General features: G+C 73.7%; 16 protein-coding genes and 1 tRNA gene. 10 read left to right on the top strand and 7 right to left on the bottom strand.

The features are described from left to right. Positions 1 to 339: 339 nt before the first annotated feature. Positions 340 to 1,230: a DUF5996 family protein gene (locus RAN62_RS11170; RefSeq protein WP_305784486.1), complete on the bottom strand. Its 891-nt coding sequence runs from the start codon at positions 1,228 to 1,230 to the stop codon at positions 340 to 342. Beyond that, on the bottom strand, positions 1,230 to 2,225 hold the full coding sequence (selD, locus tag RAN62_RS11165; protein WP_305784792.1) for a selenide, water dikinase SelD: 996 nt from the start codon (positions 2,223 to 2,225) through the stop codon (positions 1,230 to 1,232). The genes RAN62_RS11170 and selD overlap by 1 nt, the downstream gene beginning before the upstream one ends. A gap of 132 nt (positions 2,226 to 2,357) precedes the next feature. Between selD and RAN62_RS11160 the strand changes: the two genes are divergently transcribed. The 4 genes from RAN62_RS11160 (at position 2,358) to RAN62_RS11145 (ending at position 4,624) form a co-directional block, all read left to right on the top strand. Continuing rightward, on the top strand, positions 2,358 to 2,549 hold the full coding sequence (locus RAN62_RS11160) for a hypothetical protein (protein WP_305784485.1): 192 nt from the start codon (positions 2,358 to 2,360) through the stop codon (positions 2,547 to 2,549). A 207-nt stretch (positions 2,550 to 2,756) separates the two neighbouring features. After that, positions 2,757 to 2,852, top strand: a tRNA-Sec gene (locus RAN62_RS11155). Between the two features lie 43 nt (positions 2,853 to 2,895). Beyond that, positions 2,896 to 3,378 (top strand): hypothetical protein, encoded by a 483-nt coding sequence (locus RAN62_RS11150; protein ID WP_305784484.1) that lies wholly within the window; start codon positions 2,896 to 2,898, stop codon positions 3,376 to 3,378. Between the two features lie 211 nt (positions 3,379 to 3,589). Beyond that, entirely contained in the window at positions 3,590 to 4,624 is a 1,035-nt protein-coding gene (locus RAN62_RS11145) for a hypothetical protein (protein WP_305784483.1), read from the top strand. Between the two features lie 19 nt (positions 4,625 to 4,643). Here RAN62_RS11145 and RAN62_RS11140 read toward each other — a convergent pair whose 3' ends face one another. Further along, positions 4,644 to 5,354 (bottom strand): helix-turn-helix transcriptional regulator, encoded by a 711-nt coding sequence (locus RAN62_RS11140; RefSeq protein ID WP_305784482.1) that lies wholly within the window; start codon positions 5,352 to 5,354, stop codon positions 4,644 to 4,646. Beyond that, positions 5,351 to 5,743, bottom strand: coding sequence for a nuclear transport factor 2 family protein (locus tag RAN62_RS11135; protein ID WP_305784481.1), 393 nt, complete (start codon positions 5,741 to 5,743; stop codon positions 5,351 to 5,353). Before RAN62_RS11135 ends, RAN62_RS11140 begins: the two co-directional genes overlap by 4 nt. Positions 5,744 to 5,811: 68 nt before the next feature. On the opposite strand from RAN62_RS11135, the gene selA reads away from it, so the two are divergent. Both selA and selB read left to right on the top strand, forming a co-directional pair. Further along, complete coding sequence (gene selA, locus RAN62_RS11130) at positions 5,812 to 7,095, top strand: L-seryl-tRNA(Sec) selenium transferase (protein WP_305784480.1); 1,284 nt, start codon at positions 5,812 to 5,814, stop codon at positions 7,093 to 7,095. 2 nt (positions 7,096 to 7,097) lie between these two features. Next, a complete protein-coding gene (selB, locus tag RAN62_RS11125) occupies positions 7,098 to 8,828 on the top strand; it encodes a selenocysteine-specific translation elongation factor (RefSeq protein WP_305784479.1) in 1,731 nt (576 codons plus the stop codon). On the opposite strand, the gene RAN62_RS11120 is transcribed toward selB, so the two are convergent. After that, a complete protein-coding gene (locus tag RAN62_RS11120; protein WP_305784478.1) occupies positions 8,818 to 9,987 on the bottom strand; it encodes a sialidase family protein in 1,170 nt (389 codons plus the stop codon). The genes selB and RAN62_RS11120 overlap by 11 nt on opposite strands. Next, a complete protein-coding gene (locus tag RAN62_RS11115) occupies positions 9,987 to 11,063 on the bottom strand; it encodes a S1 family peptidase (protein ID WP_305784477.1) in 1,077 nt (358 codons plus the stop codon). Before RAN62_RS11115 ends, RAN62_RS11120 begins: the two co-directional genes overlap by 1 nt. A gap of 144 nt (positions 11,064 to 11,207) precedes the next feature. On the opposite strand from RAN62_RS11115, the gene RAN62_RS11110 reads away from it, so the two are divergent. Together RAN62_RS11110 and RAN62_RS11105 are read left to right on the top strand one after the other, a co-directional pair. Then, positions 11,208 to 11,873, top strand: coding sequence for an NlpC/P60 family protein (locus RAN62_RS11110; protein ID WP_305784476.1), 666 nt, complete (start codon positions 11,208 to 11,210; stop codon positions 11,871 to 11,873). A 77-nt stretch (positions 11,874 to 11,950) separates the two neighbouring features. Next, positions 11,951 to 14,722, top strand: coding sequence for an AfsR/SARP family transcriptional regulator (locus RAN62_RS11105; RefSeq protein ID WP_305784475.1), 2,772 nt, complete (start codon positions 11,951 to 11,953; stop codon positions 14,720 to 14,722). A 10-nt stretch (positions 14,723 to 14,732) separates the two neighbouring features. Here RAN62_RS11105 and RAN62_RS11100 read toward each other — a convergent pair whose 3' ends face one another. Continuing rightward, the gene (locus tag RAN62_RS11100) at positions 14,733 to 15,308 is read right to left on the bottom strand and encodes a TetR/AcrR family transcriptional regulator (protein WP_305784474.1); all 576 of its coding nucleotides are present in this window, start codon (positions 15,306 to 15,308) and stop codon (positions 14,733 to 14,735) included. A 62-nt stretch (positions 15,309 to 15,370) separates the two neighbouring features. On the opposite strand from RAN62_RS11100, the gene RAN62_RS11095 reads away from it, so the two are divergent. Both RAN62_RS11095 and RAN62_RS11090 read left to right on the top strand, forming a co-directional pair. Beyond that, positions 15,371 to 16,348 carry a glycoside hydrolase family 113 protein gene (locus tag RAN62_RS11095; protein ID WP_305784473.1) on the top strand — a complete coding sequence of 326 codons (978 nt, stop codon included), beginning with the start codon at positions 15,371 to 15,373 and terminating at the stop codon, positions 16,346 to 16,348. Continuing rightward, on the top strand, positions 16,332 to 16,775 hold the full coding sequence (locus RAN62_RS11090; protein ID WP_305784472.1) for a GNAT family N-acetyltransferase: 444 nt from the start codon (positions 16,332 to 16,334) through the stop codon (positions 16,773 to 16,775). The genes RAN62_RS11095 and RAN62_RS11090 overlap by 17 nt, the downstream gene beginning before the upstream one ends. The last annotated feature ends 31 nt before the right edge of the window (positions 16,776 to 16,806 follow it).

Below are 16,806 nucleotides of genomic sequence, written 5' to 3'. Positions count from 1 at the left end.
GACCCGGCCGCTCGTCTTCGCACGGTCGTGCTTTTTCGGTGCCCGGCGCCTCGGCTGGCCGTCTTCGCGCGGTCGTGCTTCTCCGTGCCCCGCGCCTCGGCTGCCCTTCTTCGCACGGTCGTGCTTTTTCCGTGCCCGACGTCTCGACTGCCGGTCGTCGCACAGTCGTGCTTTTTGCTGTCGCGGCGCGGTCGTGGGGGGTGCCTGCCCACGCGGTCGAAGCATCGTGCGGGATCCGCCGTCGCCGGTCCTCGCCGGCCGTCGGCCCGAACCCGCGATGCGGCGCCGGTCGGGCGCCACGGCCCGGTGCGCTGAGCCGGATCGGCGCCGGGGCGGGCGTCAGCGGTCGAGCTGCTCGCGGTCCCAGGCGGCCAGGTCGGCGGCGGCTTCGTAGGTCGACTGGAGGAAGGCGGTCAGCGCGGCCTCCGGGTCGGGGGAGCCGGCCACCACCTCGTACGGGAGCAGGAACTCGCGCGCGTCCTTGTCGTAGTACGCGCCGGACGGGCTCACCGGCTGGTCCGGGTAGCCGGCCGGCTCGGGATAGGCGTACGCGTAGAAGGCGCCCTCCGTCCCGCCGCCCGGCCAGAAGCCGAAGCTGGCCAGCTCGTGCGAGTAGCCCTCGTGCATCACGCCGGGCGGGCAGTTGGGCGCGCCGCCGGGGTGTTGCGGGGCGGGGCGGCCGGAGAAGCGGGTGTGGGCCAGGTCCATGGCGCCCCAGAAATAGTGGACCGGGCTGGCCTTGCCGACGAAGCCGGAGCGGAAGCGCTCGAGGACGCGGGCCACGTGGACCAGCTGCTGCCAGAAGGCCCGGGCGGCGGCCGGATCGTAGTCGCCGTGCTCCTCGTCGTCGGCGAACGGGATCGCCCGTTCCACCTCGTTGGGCACGGCGTGGATGTCCGGCTCGAGGCCGAGCGCGGCCAGGGCCGCCGTCGTCTCGCGGTAGAAGGCGGCGACGGTCTTGGGTTCCAGCCGGATCGAGGCGGTGCGGCCGTCGTCCGTACGGATGCGGAGTTGATGGTCGACGAAGTCGAACTCGATCTCGAAGAGCCCGTCCGGGTGCGGCACCGCGGAGGTGGTCAGGCCGCGCGCGCTCGGATAGAGGGTGACGTGCCACCAGTGGTTGACCGCCGGGGCGTACGCCATGCGGATCTTCCCCACGATCTGCGTCCACATGTGCAGGGTGTCGCGCGTGGCCGTCCAGTCGCCGGCCCGCAGGCGCGGCCACGCCATCAGCGGACCTCGAGCGTGCGGCTGTCGGCGCGGGCCGGCAGCAGCTCGCCGATCACGGGATGCCCGGGGATCTCCCCGGCGACGAGCAGCCCGCCGGACGTCTGCGCGTCGGCGAGCAGCAGCAGCTCGTCCTCGCTGACGCCGTCCGCGTCGAGGTGCGGGCGGACCCAGTCGAGATTGCGCCGGGTGCCGCCGCTCACGAAGCCGTCGGCCAGGGCCTGACGAGCACCGTCCAGGTACGGGACCACGGAGCTGTCCACCCGTGCGGTCACCCCGCTCGCGCGCGCCAGCTTGTGCAGATGTCCGAGCAGCCCGAACCCCGTCACATCGGTGGCGCACACGGCCCCGGCGGCGAGAGCGGCCTCGGACGCCGCCCGGTTGAGCTGCGTCATGGCCGCGACGGCCTGCGGAAAGACCTCGCCGGTGCTCTTGTGGCGGCTGTTGAGCACGCCGATGCCGAGCGGCTTGGTCAGGGTGAGCGGCACCCCGGCCACCCCGGCGTCGTTGCGCAGCAGCCGCCCGGGGTCGCCGACGCCCGTGACGGCCATCCCGTACTTGGGCTCGGGGTCGTCGACGCTGTGCCCGCCCGCCACGTGGCACCCCGCCTCCCGCCCGATGTCGAGCCCCCCGCGCAGCACCTCGGCGGCCAGCTCCATGGGCAGCAGGTCCCGCGGCCACGCGAGCAGATTGACGGCAACCACCGGGACGCCGCCCATCGCATAGACATCGGACAGCGCATTGGCGGCGGCGATGCGCCCCCAGTCGTACGGATCGTCGACCACCGGCGTGAAGAAGTCCGCCGTGGCAATCACCGCCGTCCCGGCCGCCAGCCGCACCACGGCGGCGTCGTCGCCGTCGTCGAGCCCCACGAGCAGCTCGCCCGGCCCCTCCGGCAGCCCGCCCCCGGTCAGCCCGGCCACCACGGCCTCGAGCTCCCCGGGCGGGATCTTGCACGCACAGCCGCCGCCGTGCGCGTACTGGGTGAGCCGTCGCATCTCCGTCGCAGTCACCCCTGCACTCTGCCACGCCCCGGCCGGAACGGCCGCCGGCGCCCGGCCGAAACGGCTCGATCAACATCCCCCGTACGGCGGGTATCCCCAGCTCACGCCGCATGCGAGAGTCCGTCGGTGGATGATGCGATCGATGCCTACACCGCCGGCCACGCCGACGGTGCCGCCCGCCGGCCCGACGCCGACCGGGCCACCGACCCGGCAACCGGCGCCGACTACCGCACCGGCGTCGTCGACGGCAGCGTCGCCGCCTTCGAGACCGAGCTGATCGACAAGATCCGCCGCCTCATGGGCAACGACCGCGGCTGACCGCCCGCCGATCGGCACCGTTCGCCACGCCGCCTTGCGGCTGCCCGAGCGGCTTGCCGCCGCGCCTTCGGCCGCCCGGGTCGCCCCGCACGGAGGCGGCGATGGCCTCCTCCCGCCCCCCGGAGCCGCCGCCACAAGCCGGCCCACGATGCCCGCCCGGCGACCGTGCCACCAGCACCTCCGGAGCCAGGCGCTAGGGTGATCGGCGGAGGCGTTCAGGTGGCTGGTGCCCCTCGCGGTCTTCAAAATCGTTGTGACCCGGCATCCGGGTCAGGCGGGTTCGATTCCCGTCCGCCTCCGCCAACCAGCCGGCACCGGCGCTCGTCCCTCCCGCGACACCATCGAGTTGCGGCCGATCCGGACGCCTCAGCGCCAGCTGGTCCAGCTCGCCCTGCACTACTCGGTCAACCTGCCGCATCGCACGCTGTCCGTGACGGGTGCCGACTGGAGCGCAGCCGACGGGATCGATCCGACGTTGAGCCCGCGGCCGCTGGTCTTCGTCGACCTGCCGGCGGGCCGGCCGGTCATCCCGGTGGCCGTCGAACTGCCGGCGGGGAAGGTGGTGCTGTTGTACGAGCGGCTGGCCGAGCTGACGTCGCAGCGCGTCCGGCATCTTCCGCCGACCTATCCGAGCGACAGCAATCCCGCGGACACGCGGAAGTACTGGGAGTGGTACGCCCAGAACTACAGCGCCCGCACGGCGATGAAGGTTCTGGAGGACGGCATAACCTGTCGCTGCGCGGGCAGGGCGCCTACGACACCGGAGTCTACGCGTGGTCCACGATCTGGCGCGGCCACAAGCACGGCCTGCGTCTCGTGGGCACGCTGAGGTCCGGCCTCGCGCTCAATGTGCTCGCCGTCTTCGAGAAGTAGCCCCGGTGAACGCTCGGTGAAGGTTGGACTGGGAGCCCGAAAGCCGCGGGCGCTGTGCCACGCTCGGAATCTTGACCGCGGCGGTGAAGTAGGGGAGTTCAGGAGTGGCGAGACGCGTTTTTCTGCATGTGGGGGCGCCGAAGACGGGCAGTACCTTTGTGCAGAACGTGTTGTGGGGGAATGCGCCGGCGTTGCGGGCGGCGGGGATTCTGCTGCCGGGCGGGGGCTGGAAGGCGCACGACCAGGCGATGATGGATCTGCGTCAGGTGTCGTGGCGGGACCCGGGCGCCACGTGGACGTGGGACGCGCTGGTCCGGGAGGCCGCGGCGTTCGACGGGGACGTGGTCATCACGAACGAGGGGCTCGGCGGGGCGACGGCGGAGCAGGCCGGGCGGGCCGTGGCGAGTCTGGCGCCGGCCGAGGTGCATGTGGTGGTCGTGGGGCGGGACCTGGGGCGGACGCTGCCGTCGATGTGGCAGGAGAGCATCCGATCACGGGGGCTGTGGAGCTTCGGCGAGTTCCTGGCCGCGATCGAGTCGGGGCGGCACGACGCGTTCTGGAACCATACGGCGCCGCGGATGCTGCGGACGTGGGGTGATCATGTGCCGGCCGAGCGGCGGCACTTCGTCACCGTGCCGCCGGCCGGGGCGCCCCGGTTGCTGTTGTGGGAGCGGTTCGCCTCGGTTCTCGGGATCGCCGGCGGGCTGTGCGAGATCACGGAGGACACGGCGAACCTGTCGCTGGGCGCCGCCGAGATCGAGTTGCTGCGCCGGGTGAACCATCGGCTGGGGGAGAAGTATCCGCACCGGACGCCGTACCGGAAGGTGGTCCTGCGACACCTGGTCAACCCCGTGCTGAAGCAAGCCCCCAACACCCTCCGGTACGGCCTCGGGCCCGACCGCGCCCGCTGGGTGGCCGAGGTCTCCGAGCAGCAGGTGCGCGAGCTGGCCGGCTATCCGTGCCGGGTGGCCGGTGACCTTGCGGAGCTGGAGCCGGCGCCCCCGCGCGACGGCATGACCGAGCCCGACGCCCTCACCGACGCGCAGCTGCTCGACACGGCGCTGGACACGATCGTCGGGCTGCTGGGCTACACGGACAAGGTCAGCGAGCGGGCGGACCGGCCCGAGGTGCCCGTCCTCACGCGCATCAAACGCCGCGTGGCCCGCGAGGTGCGCCAGGGGCTGACCGCCCGCCGCAGCTAGACGGAGCGGGGAGCGGCGGTCAGGGCAGGGGCGGAGCGAGCCGCCGCGTCGGCCACCGGGCGAGGTCCGCCTCGAGCACCGCCGGGTCCCGCGGCGGCGGCACCTCGCCGAGGATCTCGAGCCGGGTGATCCGCTCGATGCGGAAGCCGCGGACGGCGTCCCGGAGCCGGCACCACCCCGTCAGCAGCCAGGCGTCGCCCGCGCGGAGAAGCCCCATCGGCTCGACGTCACGGACCGTGCTGTCATCCTCGCGCTCGCCCAGGTAGGTGAGCCGCACCACGCGCCGGGCGGCGATCACGTCGGCGAGCATCCCGAGCGGCACCACGTCGTCCGTGGCGGCTACGGCGTCGATGACCCGCATCGTGCCGAGGAGCTCGCGGACGGGCCCGCGGTGCTCCTCCGCCATGACGGCGGTGAGCTTGGCGCGGGCGCGGCGGGCGGCCCCCTGGTAGGGCGAGGAGTCGAGGAGCGCGAGCCCGGCGTGCACCGCCAGCGACTCGGTGGCGGACAGGTTCAGGGGCGGCAGCGAGTACTCACGGAGGATCGAGTAGCCGCCCGCCGCCCCGTGGTCGGCATAGATGGGGACCCCGGCGAGCTGGAGTGATCCGATGTCGCGCTCGATGGTGCGCGCGGACACCCCGAACTCGCCGGCGAGCCGGGCGGCGGACCAGGGCCGGCGCGCCCCGCGGAGCAGGTCGACCAGGGCGTACTGCCGCTCGGCGCGTTTCACTCCCCGAGTCTGTCAGAGGCGGACCGCATGCTCCGCTGTCCGCCGACGGACCAGACGCGCCGGATCCGGCCGTCCGCGGCGAAGTCGAACACGTCGACGCCGCCCGCCCGCTTGCCGCCCGCGTCGACGTCCCAGAGCAGCCGGCCGTGCTCGCCGTCGACGGCATCGGCGATCCTCGTGAAGACGACGCCCGGGTTCTGCTCGTGCCACCAGTCGAGATAGCGGGCGAAGTCGTCGGCGGTGCGGATCTCGTCCGCGGGGGTCGACCCGTCGGGTTCGGTCACCGCGAAGTGGATCCGGAAGTCGTCGGCGCAGATCCGCCGGGCGAGGGCGCCGTCGGAGTTCCACATGGTCAGCCACAGGTCGAGTGCGTTGGTGCTGTCGGTCATGACTCCACCCTCGGGTGCCGGTGCGACAACAGTGTGTCGGTGTTCCGGGGCCGTCCTATTGTTGGCGGGTGGATCCACGCCGGCTTGTGCCCCGTACCGATGCTGTCCTGGCCGACCCGCGCCTGGCCTCGGCGGCCGGACGGCTCGGGCGGGCCACCGTGAAGGCGGCCGTGGTCGCCGCGCAGCAGCGGGCCCGGGCCGGGGAGATCGACCCCGGTCAGGTGGCCGAGCAGGCGCTCGCCGCGCTGCCGCCGACCGCCGCCGGGCTGCGGTCCGTGCTCAACGCGACCGGGGTGGTGCTGCACACCAACCTGGGGCGGGCCGCGCTGTCCGAGGCGGCCGTGCGGGCGGTGGCCGAGGCGGGCGGGCACACCGACGTCGAGCTGGACCTCACCACCGGCCGCCGGGCCAAGCGGGGGCGCGACGCCCTGGCCGCCCTGGCCGCCGCGGTGCCGGACGCGGGCGACGTGCACGTGGTCAACAACGGCGCCGCGGCGCTGGTGCTGGCGGCGACCGCGCTGGCCGCGGGCCGGGAGATCATCGTGAGCCGGGGCGAGATGGTGGAGATCGGCGACGGGTTCCGGCTGCCCGACCTGCTCGTGTCGACCGGCGCCCGGCTGCGCGAGGTGGGGACGACGAACCGGACGTCGCTCGCCGACTACGAGAGCGCCATCGGGCCGGAGACGGGGTTCATCCTCAAGGTGCACCCGTCGAACTTCGTGGTCCGCGGCTTCACGAGCGCGCCCGACATGGAGGATTTGTCCCATTTAACAGCCACGGTCGTCGCGGACATCGGCTCGGGACTCCTCAAGCCCGATCCGCTGCTGCCCGACGAGCCCGACGCCGCCACGACGCTCCAGGCCGGAGCCGACCTGGTCATCGCCAGCGGCGACAAGCTGCTCGGCGGCCCCCAGGCGGGTCTGCTGCTCGGCGGCGCGGAGCTCGTCCAGCGTCTGCGCCGCCACCCCCTCGCCCGCGCGCTGCGGGTCGACAAGCTCACCCTGGCCGCGCTGCACGCGACCCTGACGGGCCCGGAAACCCCGACGTGGCAGGCCTTGCGGTTCCCTCCCGCCGATCTGCTCGTACGCACGGAGCACGCGCACCGAGCCCTCACCGAGGCCGGCATCGAGGCGGAAGTCGTCCCGGCCGTGGCCGTGGTCGGTGGCGGTGGCGCCCCGGAGCTGGAGTTGCCGTCCTACGCGCTCGCCCTCTCCGACAAGTACGCCGAGCCGCTGCGCACAGGCACGCCCCCCGTGGTCGGACGGGTCGAGCGGGGCCGCCTCCTCCTGGACCTCAGGTGCGTGCCGGCCGACCGGGACGCCGAGCTGATCGCCGCGATCGGAAGCCTCTGACCGTGCACGTCATCGCGACCGCCGGGCACGTCGACCACGGCAAGTCCACCCTGGTCCGCGCGCTCACCGGCATGGAGCCCGACCGCTGGGCCGAGGAACGCCGCCGGGGCATGACCATCGACCTCGGCTTCGCGTGGACCGAGCTCACGCCCGGCGTCACGGTGGCCTTCGTCGACGTCCCGGGGCACGAGCGCTTCGTGCCGAACATGCTCGCCGGCATCGGCCCGGTGCCCGCCGCGCTGCTCGTCGTGGCGGCCGACGAGGGCTGGATGCCGCAGTCCGCCGAGCATCTCGCCGCGCTGGACGCTCTCGGCGTACGCCATGGGCTGCTCGTGGTGACCCGCAGCGACCTGGCCGATCCCGCCCTCGCGATCGAGGAGGCCCGGCTCGAGCTGGCGCCGACCGGCCTGCGCGACGTCGAAGCGGTCGCCGTCAGCGCGGTGACCGGCGCCGGGCTCGACGATCTGCGGCCGGCGCTGACGAGGCTGGTCGCGACGCTGCCCCAGGAGGTTCCCGGGCCGGTGCGGCTGTGGGTGGACCGCGCGTTCACGGTCAAGGGCTCCGGGACCGTCGTCACGGGCACGCTCGGCGCCGGACGGCTGGCGGTCGGCGACGAGCTGGAGCTGACCGGGCACCCCCGGCCCGTACGCGTCAAGGGGTTGCAAAGCCTCGGCGCGCCGGTGACCGAGATCGCCGCCCCGGCGCGGGTCGCCGTCAACCTGCGCGGCCTGGCGAAGGAGGACGTGAGCCGCGGCGAGGCTCTGCTGACGCCCGGGAAGTTCCTGCTCACCGAGCTGCTGGACGTCCGCGTGCACGGGGACGCGGTGGCGGACCTGCCCGCGACGCTGATGTTCCACCTGGGGTCCGCCGCCGTCGCGGCCCGGGTGCGGCCTCTCGGCCCGGACACCGCCCGCCTGCGCCTGGCCCGCCCCCTACCGCTCCGCCTCGGCGACCGTGCCCTCCTCCGCGACCCGGGCCGCCACCACGTTGCCGGCGGCGTCACCGTGCTCGACGTGGTCCCGCCCGGCCTGTCCCGCCGCGGAGCGGCCGCCGCGCGCGCCGAGGTCCTCGCCGGACTCGACGGCACCCCGGACCTCGGCGGCGAGCTGCGCAGGCGCCGGCTCGCCCGCTCCGGCGACCTGGAACGGATGGGCGTGACCGTCGACGCGCCCCCGGTCGCCGGGGACTGGCTGGCCGACCCCGGGCACTGGGCCGCCCTCGGCGAGCGCCTGGCCGAGGAGGTGGCGGCGCACGCGCGCGACAACCCCCTCGAGCCCGGCGCCCCCGTCGAGGCCCTGCGCCACCGCCTCGGCCTCCCCGACCGCGCCCTGGTCGAGGCCCTGGTCCGCCCGCCCCTGGTCCTGCGGGCCGGCCGGGTGTCGACAGCGGACGCGGGCACCCCGGCGGAGCTGGCCGAGGCGGTCGGGAAGGCGCTAGCCGGCCACCGGTTCGATGCTCCCGAGGCCAACGACCTGACGCTGACCCCGAAACAGATCGCCGCCGCCGCCCGCGCCGGCCTGCTCGTCCACCTGGGCGGGGGCGTGGTGCTGCCGCCCACCGCCCCGGAGGAGGCCGCCGCCGTCCTCGCGGATCTGCCGCAGCCCTTCACCCTGAGCGAGGCCCGCCAGGCCCTCGGCACCACCCGGCGGGTCGCCGTGCCGCTGCTCGGCCTCCTCGACACCCGGGGCCTGACCCGCCGCCTGCCCGACGACCGCCGCGAGGTCAGCCGGTGATCCAGGGCAGGTTCATCTTGCGGAAGACGATCGAGCGGTGCGACGTGTCGCTCGCGTCGGCGTCCTCGTTGACCTCGACCAGCGCACCGACCGCCTTGTCGGCCGTCTTGGCCATGCTCGAGTAGCCGCCCTCCACGACGTTGCCCGGGCCCAGCTGGGGCCAGGCCGGCAGGGGAGCGTCGGCCAGCGTGCGGCTCACCGGCCACGTGACGCCCTCGTCGGTGCTGACCCGGATCGTCATGGCCCGGCGGTTCACCGCACTCGCCGAGTTGAGGAACATGATCCGGGGCGTCGCGTCGAGGTTGTAGCGCAGCACGGACGCCTCGGCGTGCGGATCGGGCAGGGCGGGCTCCGGAGCGTACGCGCCGAAGCCGCCCTCGATCGTGCCGCGCGCGACCCACCGGCTCTTCGCCGTCTCCCAGCGCGACCGGATCGCGGTGTCGTTGCGCATCAGCCGCCCGTCGGTCAGCTCGAGCACCGTGCTCTCGCCGGTGACCTCCTGCCCGCGGGCCATCGGGGCGCTGCGGAACGTCCGGCCGCCGTCGTCGCTGTAGATGTTCCGGTTGGTGGCCGGGACGACGATCCGCCCCGACGCCGTCTGGACGGCGGCGCCCGGCCCGACCGCGTCCCACGCCCAGGGTGACCCGTCGGCGTGCTGCTTCGGCGTGACCGCCGCCGTCAGGTCGGTGGGCCCGTGCCACACCGTGCCGTCCTCCTCCTTGCTGCTCGTGAAGAGCTTGACCCGCCGGTCCCCCCACGCGGAGACGGTGTCCTGGCTCACGCCGGCCGCGTTCCAGGACAGGAAGAGGAGGATCGTGCCGGTGTCGCGGTCGACCACGCTCGTCGGGTTGCCCCACGTGCCCTGTCCGGTCCCGATCACCTCGCCCAGCCCCGACCAGGTGCTGCCGTCGTCGGTCGAGCGCTTGACCATCGTGTTGATGTTGCCGAAGTCGGCGTTGGACTCCGCGCGGCCCTCGGCGAAGGCGAGCAGGGTGCCCTTCGTGGTGCGCAGCAACGACGGAATGCGGAACGAGTGATAGGTCGTGCCGTTGAGCGTCTCGCTGCCCCCGTCGAACAGCAGAAGCTCACTGTGTTGTTGTTGCTGCGCCGTGACGACCGGCGTGCCGGTCACCAGCAGAAGTGCCAGAAGGAGTCGCATCAGTAGACCGTCAGGCCGGCGTGGTCGAGGACTTCCTGCACCGGCTGGTAGTAGGTGCGCTGCTCGCCGGCCACGTTGTCGGAGCAGGACTGACCCGGGTTGGTGGAGCCGGAGGTGATGCCGAGGGCGACCGTGCCGCTGAACAGGGCCCCGCCGCTGTCCCCGTTCTCGGCGCAGAGCGTCGTTTTCACGAGGCCGGTGACCGTACCCTGCGAGTAGTTGACCGTGTTGTTCAGCGTCAGGACCTTGCCGACCAGGTCGGTGCTGGCGGTGCCGGCCCGGGAGACCGGCTCGCCGGCGACGGGATAGCGGGAGCTGCTGATCTGCTCCTCCACCCCGTTGACCCACACCGTTCCGTACGGGGTGACGTCCGGGTTCTTGTACGTCACGATCGCGTAGTCGTTGCCGGGGAAGCTGCTCTCCTTGACGGTGCCCAGATAGGTGCCGTCGGCGGCCTTGTCCCACGCGGTGACCTCGTTGCCGCAGTGGCCGGCCGTCACGAAGAAGCGCGCCCCGGCGGCGTTCTTCACGTTGAAGCCGATCGAGCACTTCGTGTTCTCGGCCTTGTCCTGGATGCCCTGGCCGCCGGAGGTGAACGTGCCGGCGGTCGGCCGCAGCTCCCCGGCGATCCTCGTCACCTTGACTTTGTCGCCGAGCCGGTCGGTGACGGCCCGCAGCTGCGCCAGCCGCGCACCCGTGACCGTGCTGTCCATCTCCACGGTCACCTGGTTGGTGCCCGGGTCGACGCCCCACGACGTGCCCGGGATGCGCGCCGAGTCGTCCAGCGCGGTGGTGGCCGTCCGCAGCTCGGCCAGGCTGTGCGAGACCACCTGCGCCACGCCGCCGGCGGCCCGCACGGACTGCGCGGCCGCCGCGTCGGTCACGGTCACGACCGCGCGTCCCTCGGCGTCCACATAGGTTCCGCCCGTACGCGTGTCACCGAGCCGCGCGGCGAAAGCCCCCGCCGCGTCGGCGCGCATCGGCGTGGCGGCCGCGGTTCGCGCCTGGGCCGGCGCGGGCACCAGCACCGCGGACACGGCCAGCACCCCGGCGGCCGCGAGCAACTTCTTCGGCATGTCTGCCTCCCCTTCTCGTGGCGCCGACGCTAGGAAGCCGGCGTACATGAACCGTCCGTACGCGCATATGCGCCCGGTGTACGCGGCGTCGATAGCTTTCCGCCGATGCCAAGCGAGGCATCGACTCCGAAGGGAAAGCAGCAGATGCGCAAGCTCACGAACCGCCGGATCCGGATGGCCGCGATCGCGGCGACGCTCGCCGCCACGGCGGGTGTCCTCTCCGCTCCCATCCCGGCCTTCGCGGCCACCACCGCGGCCACCGCCGGCGGGGTCGTCCAGGCCGCCGCCGACGACGAGTTCCCCGACACGGTCACGCCCGAGGGGGCGGCCGGCGAAGGTGCGACCGAGGTCCTGACCGTCGCCGACGACGCGGAGCTGACCGCGTCGGGTTACGGCAAGCCCATCCAGCGGGCCGACGTCCTCGAGCGCGGGATCAACTGGTACAACCGCAACATCCCCTACAGCCAGAGCGCCACCGCCACCGACAAGGGCGCCGGCAAGCGCTACCGCACCGACTGCTCCGGCTTCGTCTCGATGGCCTGGAAGCTCAAGACCAGCCTCACCACCCGCTCGCTGGACACGGTGTCGCACGTCATCAACTGGAACGACCTGCTGCCCGGCGACGCGCTGCTCAAGAAGGGCACGCACGTGCAGCTCTTCGAGCGCTGGGTCGACGAGGACACCAAGGCGGACTTCTGGATCTACGAGGAGGGCAGCACCGCCAGCGACATGAACCGGCGCAAGATCCACGTGATCGACGCCCGGCACTCCGGCTACGAGCCCTACCGGTACGACTCGATCCGCAAGTAGTTCTTCTCACAGCAGCCCCGGCCCCTTTGTGGACCGGGGCCGCTGTGCATGTGGCGACAACGGTCTATGTTCGGGTGGTGGCCGAAAGTGATCTTCGCGAGGTCCGCATCCACGCCTTCGGCGAGATGGTCGTCGCCGTGGACGGCTCGACCGTCGCCATCGGGCCACGCAAGCAGCGCACCCTCCTCGCGCTGCTGCTCTGCCGGCCCGGCGTCGAGGTGCCGTCGGACGAGCTGATCGAAGCACTGTGGACCGACCGGGCGCCCAGCTCGGCCCGCAACAATCTGCGCACCTATGTGCACGGTCTGCGGCGCGTCCTGGGCGAGGCGCTGATCAGCGGCAACGGGCGCCCCGGCTATCGGCTGCACGCCGACCGGGCGTGGATCGACACCGACCGGTTCTCGGCCCTGTGCACGGCCGCCGAGCAGGCCCTGGCGCGCGACGAGCCGGGGTTCGCCCGGCAGGCGCTGGCCGAGGCGGTGGCGTTGCGGCGCGGGCCCGCGTACGGGGGCGCGGAGCAGCTGGACCCGATCGAGGACGAGGCCGCGCGGCTCGAGGAGCGCTGGCTGCACGCCGCGGAGCAGCGCCTCGAGCTCGACCTGGCCGACGGCGACGCGGGCGAGCTGGTCGGCGAGCTGACGCTGCTGGTGAAGCGGCATCCGTACCGGGAAAGGCTCGTCGCCCTGCTCATGCTCGCGCTCTACCGGTCGGGCCGGCAGACCGACGCGCTGGCGGCCTATCGGCGTACGGCCACCGCGCTGGACGAGGAGCTCGGCGTCGAGCCCGGCGTCGCGCTGGCCGAGCTGCACCAGGCGATGCTGCGTCAGGACCCGTCGCTCGACCCGCGCGCCCCCACCGGCACCACCCCGGCCGCCCGGGAGCCGGTGCCGCCCGCCCAGCTGCCCCCGGACCTGCCCGTCTTCGTGGGCCGCCGGGCCGAGCTGGACCGCCTCGACGCCGCCGTGGACCGCCCGCTGATCGTCATCTCCGGCACCGCGGGCGTCGGCAAGACCACGCTGGCCGTGCACTGGGCGACCACCGTGGCGAGCCGCTTCCCGGACGGCGTCCTGCACGTCAACCTGCGCGGTTACGAACCGGGCGGCACGGCGACCACGGCGGCCGAGGCGGTGCGCGGCTTCTTGGAGGCCTTCGACGTGCCGCCGCAGCACATCCCGCTGACCTTCGCCGCGCAGCTCAGCCTCTACCGGCGGCTGGTGGCCGGCAAGCGGGTGCTGGTGCTGCTCGACAACGCGCGCGACCCCGAGCACGTACGGCCGCTGCTGCCCAGCTCGCCCGGCAGCCTGGCCGTGGTGACCAGCCGTCGCCGCATGCCCGCCCTGGTCGTCACCGACGGCGCCTACCCGCTGCCGCTCGACCTGCTCAGCGTCGGCGAGTCGCGCCAGCTGCTCGCGGCCCGGCTCGGCGCGGGCCAGGTCGCGGCCGAGCCCCGGCCGGTCGACGAGATCATCGACCACTGCGCCCGGCTGCCGCTGGCCATGACCCTCGTCACCACGCGCGCCGCGACGCACCGCCGGTTCGCGCTGGCCACGCTGGCCGGGGAGCTGCGCGCCGCGGAGGACCGGCTCGACGCGCTGTCCAGCGTGGATCGCAGCATCGACATCCGTACGGTGTTCTCGTGGTCCTACGACGGCCTGACGCCGGCCGCCGCGGCGCTCTTCCGCCTGCTCGGCCTGCACCGCGGGCCGGACATCACCGTGCCCGCCGCCGCCGCGTTGCTCGGCGTGCCGCCACGCCGCGCGAGCGAGCTGCTCGCCGAGCTCACCGACGCGCACCTGATGGTCGAGCACGCGGAGGGCCGCTTCGGCCAGCACGACCTGCTGCGCGCCTACGCCGCGGACCGGCTCTCCGGCGACCCCGAGGCGCCGCTGCGCCGCCTCTTCGACTACTACCTGCACAGCGCGTACGCCGCCGACGGCCAGCTCTATCCGCACCGCGACGAGATCGACCTCGGCCCGCCGAGCGACGGCGTCACCCCGCGCACCTTCGGCACCGGCCCCGCCGCGGCCGCGTGGCTCGCCGCTGAACGCCCCACCCTGCTCGCCGTGGTCGACCAGGCGCTCGAAGCCGGCTTCCCGGGCCACGCCTTCCGCCTCGCCCTGACCCTGGTCACCTTTCTCGACCGCCGCGGCTACTGGGACGACGAGGTCGCCGCCCTGCGCCGCGGTCTCGACGCCGCCCGCCGCCTGGGCGACCCGCTCGCCCAGGGCCAGGTGCTGCGCGTCCTCGGCACCGCCTACGTCCGCCTCGGCCGCTACGCGGAGGCTGCCGCCCTGGCCCGCGAGGCCCTCACCCTCTACCAGACCGAGTCCGACCGCATCGGCCAGGCCCGCACCCACCGCGACCTGGCCATGCTCCACTGGCGCCGGTCGGAACACCCCGAGGCCCTGCACCACATCCGCAAGGTCCTCGACGTGTCCGCCACCGCCGGGCTGCGCTCCGGCCCGGCCTTCGCCCTCTACCTCTTCGCCTGCGTCCACTACCTGACCGGCGACCACGCCCGCGCCGCCGCCGTCTGCCGCGCCGCGGTCGCCGCCTACCACCAGATCGGCGACCGCATCGGCGAGGCGGTCGCGTGGGAGGGCTGCGGACTCGCGTACGCCGCCCTGGGCGACACGGCCGGCGCCCTGCACCACTTCGAGCAGGCCCTCGCCCTGCGCCGCGAAACCGGCGAACGCCTCCTGGTCGCCGACAGCCTCGTCCTGATCGGCAACACCCACGCCGCCGCCGGCCACCCGGCCCCCGCCCGCACCGCCTGGCAGGCCGCCCACACCATCCTCGACGAACTGGGCCACCCCGACGCCGCCCCGCTCGCCGCCAAACTCACCTGACCCCGCGACCTCAGCCTCGGCCGCGGATGAGGGGGAGGTAGATCTCGTCGACGATCTCGACGAGGGCTTCGTCGGGGGCGGTGGGTTCGCCCCGGGTGACGTATTCGTTGCGGAGCAGGACGATGGCGGTCGTGGCGACGCGGGGGTGGAGGGCCGCCGCCGGGGCCTCGCCGCGGGCGACGGCGCGCTCGAGGACAGTCAGCCAGAGGGTGGAGCCGGCGTCGGCAGAGCCTTCGCGGATCAGGGCGAGCAGATCGGGGTCGTGGGCGGCGGCGGCGAAGAGGTCGCGCTGGACGGCGCCCAGCGGGGAGGACCACTGGCGGTTGACGCGGCGGAGGAGTTCCAGGACGTCGTCGCGGAGGCTGCCCGTGTCGGGGATGTCGGTCGCGGCGACGGTCAGGCGGCGGTAGGCGGCCACGCCCAGGGCGGCGCGGCCCGGCCAGCGGCGGTAGACGGCGTTCTTGTTGGTGCCGGCGCGGCGGGCGACGGCTTCCATGGTCAGGCCCGCGTAGCCGGAGGCGGTCAGCTCGTCGGCGGCGGCTTGCAGGATCGCGTCCTCCAGGGCGGCTCCGCGGCGGCGTCTCATGCGGTCAGTTTATAGGGTACGGGCGGTACCCTTTTTACGGTACGGCGCGTACCCTATGGCGCATGCAGACCTACGGGATCACCTATGACACCGGCTGGACCTCCGGGCCGGGCCCGACGACGTACGAACCCTTCGACGCGGAGGTCGTCCGCGCCGACATGATCGCGATCCGGGATCAGCTGCACTGCGACGCCGTACGCGTGACCGGGGGCCTGGTCGACCGCCTGGAGCTCGCCGCCCAGCTCGCCGCCGACGCGGGCCTGGAGGTGTGGCTGTCGCCCTTCACCAGCGACCAGCCGCCCGAGGAACTGCTGGACACGCTGGCCGACTGTGCCCGGCGGGCGGAGAAGATCACGGGCGCCGAGGTCGTCCTGGTCACCGGGGCCGAGCTGACCCTCTTCCTCCGGGGTCTGCTGCCCGGCGACACCCTGGAGGAGCGGATCGCCGGATTGCGCGGCCCCCGGCCGACGGACCGGCTCAACGCGTTCCTGGCCGAGGCGGCCGCCACGGTCCGCAAACACTTCAGCGGGCGGATCACCTATGCCGCCCTGCCGTCCGAGCGCGTCGACTGGACGCCGTTCGACATCGTCGGCATGGACCTCTACCGCACCCCCGAGAACGCCGAGGTGTACGTCCACGCGCTGCGCGTCCTCACCGAGATCGGCAAGCCCGTGGCGATCACCGAGTTCGGCTGCACGGCGGTCCGCGGCGGCGCCGATCTCGGGGCGAAGGCGATGGCCCTCGTCGACTGGGACGGTCAAGTGGCCCGGGGTCTCACCGCTGACGTCGAGCGCGACGAGGAGGAGCAGGCGACCTATCTGCGCGACCTCGTCGAGACGTTCGAGGCGGAGGGCATCGCGGCCGCTTTCTGGTGCACCTTCGCGTCGCGCAACCTGCCGCACCGGCCGGGTGGTGGCCGCGCCGATCTCGACCAGGCGTCGTACGGGCTGGTCAAGGTCCTCGAGTCGGGTGAGTGGGAGCCCAAGGCCGCCTTCGCCGCGCTGGCCGCTGTAGCGTCGCGGGATGAGAATCGCCGCTGAGGCCGGGCTCGATCGCGCGGAGGCCCGCGACCTGTACGCCGCCGTCGGCTGGCACAGCTACCTCGACGATCTCGATCGGCTCGTGCGCGGGCTCGCCGGCTCGCACACACTGCTCACGGCCCGGGCGGACGACGGGCGGCTGCTCGGCCTCGCCCGCACAGTGTCCGACGGGGAGACGGTCTGCTACGTGCAGGACGTGCTCGTGCATCCCGGCGCGCACCGGCAAGGCGTCGGGCGGGCGCTCATGGAAGAGCTCAAGCACCGGTACGCACACTGCCGCTTCTTCGTTCTCTCCACCGACCGGGCGGGCACCGAGGGCGCCCGGTCGGCCCACCCGTTCTACCGGTCGCTGGGGCTGATCCCGCACGAGGAGCAGGAGATGGCCGCGTTCGCGCTCCCGATCGGGGGCGAGGCCGGCCGGCAGTAGCTCGACCGGCGGCGACCGCGCCGTCGACGTC

It is taken from the genome of Symbioplanes lichenis (assembly GCF_030709675.1).
In the GTDB taxonomy this organism is placed as follows: domain Bacteria; phylum Actinomycetota; class Actinomycetes; order Mycobacteriales; family Micromonosporaceae; genus Actinoplanes; species Actinoplanes lichenis.
The sequence above is the reverse complement of the archived record's forward strand: the minus strand, read 5'-3'. Positions and strand labels throughout refer to the sequence as shown.

Bases quoted from the DNA above. Each gene is read 5' to 3' on its own strand.
- RAN62_RS11120 (WP_305784478.1), bottom strand. From the start codon at position 9,987: ATGCGACTCCTTCTGGCACTTCTGCTGGTGACCGGCACGCCGGTCGTC.
- RAN62_RS11090 (WP_305784472.1), top strand. From the start codon at position 16,332: ATGAGAATCGCCGCTGAGGCCGGGCTCGATCGCGCGGAGGCCCGCGAC.
- RAN62_RS11170 (WP_305784486.1), bottom strand. From the start codon at position 1,230: ATGGCGTGGCCGCGCCTGCGGGCCGGCGACTGGACGGCCACGCGCGAC.
- RAN62_RS11135 (WP_305784481.1), bottom strand. From the start codon at position 5,743: ATGACCGACAGCACCAACGCACTCGACCTGTGGCTGACCATGTGGAAC.
- RAN62_RS11100 (WP_305784474.1), bottom strand. From the start codon at position 15,308: ATGAGACGCCGCCGCGGAGCCGCCCTGGAGGACGCGATCCTGCAAGCC.
- RAN62_RS11115 (WP_305784477.1), bottom strand. From the start codon at position 11,063: ATGCCGAAGAAGTTGCTCGCGGCCGCCGGGGTGCTGGCCGTGTCCGCG.
- RAN62_RS11110 (WP_305784476.1), top strand. From the start codon at position 11,208: ATGCGCAAGCTCACGAACCGCCGGATCCGGATGGCCGCGATCGCGGCG.
- selD (WP_305784792.1), bottom strand. From the start codon at position 2,225: ATGCGACGGCTCACCCAGTACGCGCACGGCGGCGGCTGTGCGTGCAAG.
- RAN62_RS11095 (WP_305784473.1), top strand. From the start codon at position 15,371: ATGCAGACCTACGGGATCACCTATGACACCGGCTGGACCTCCGGGCCG.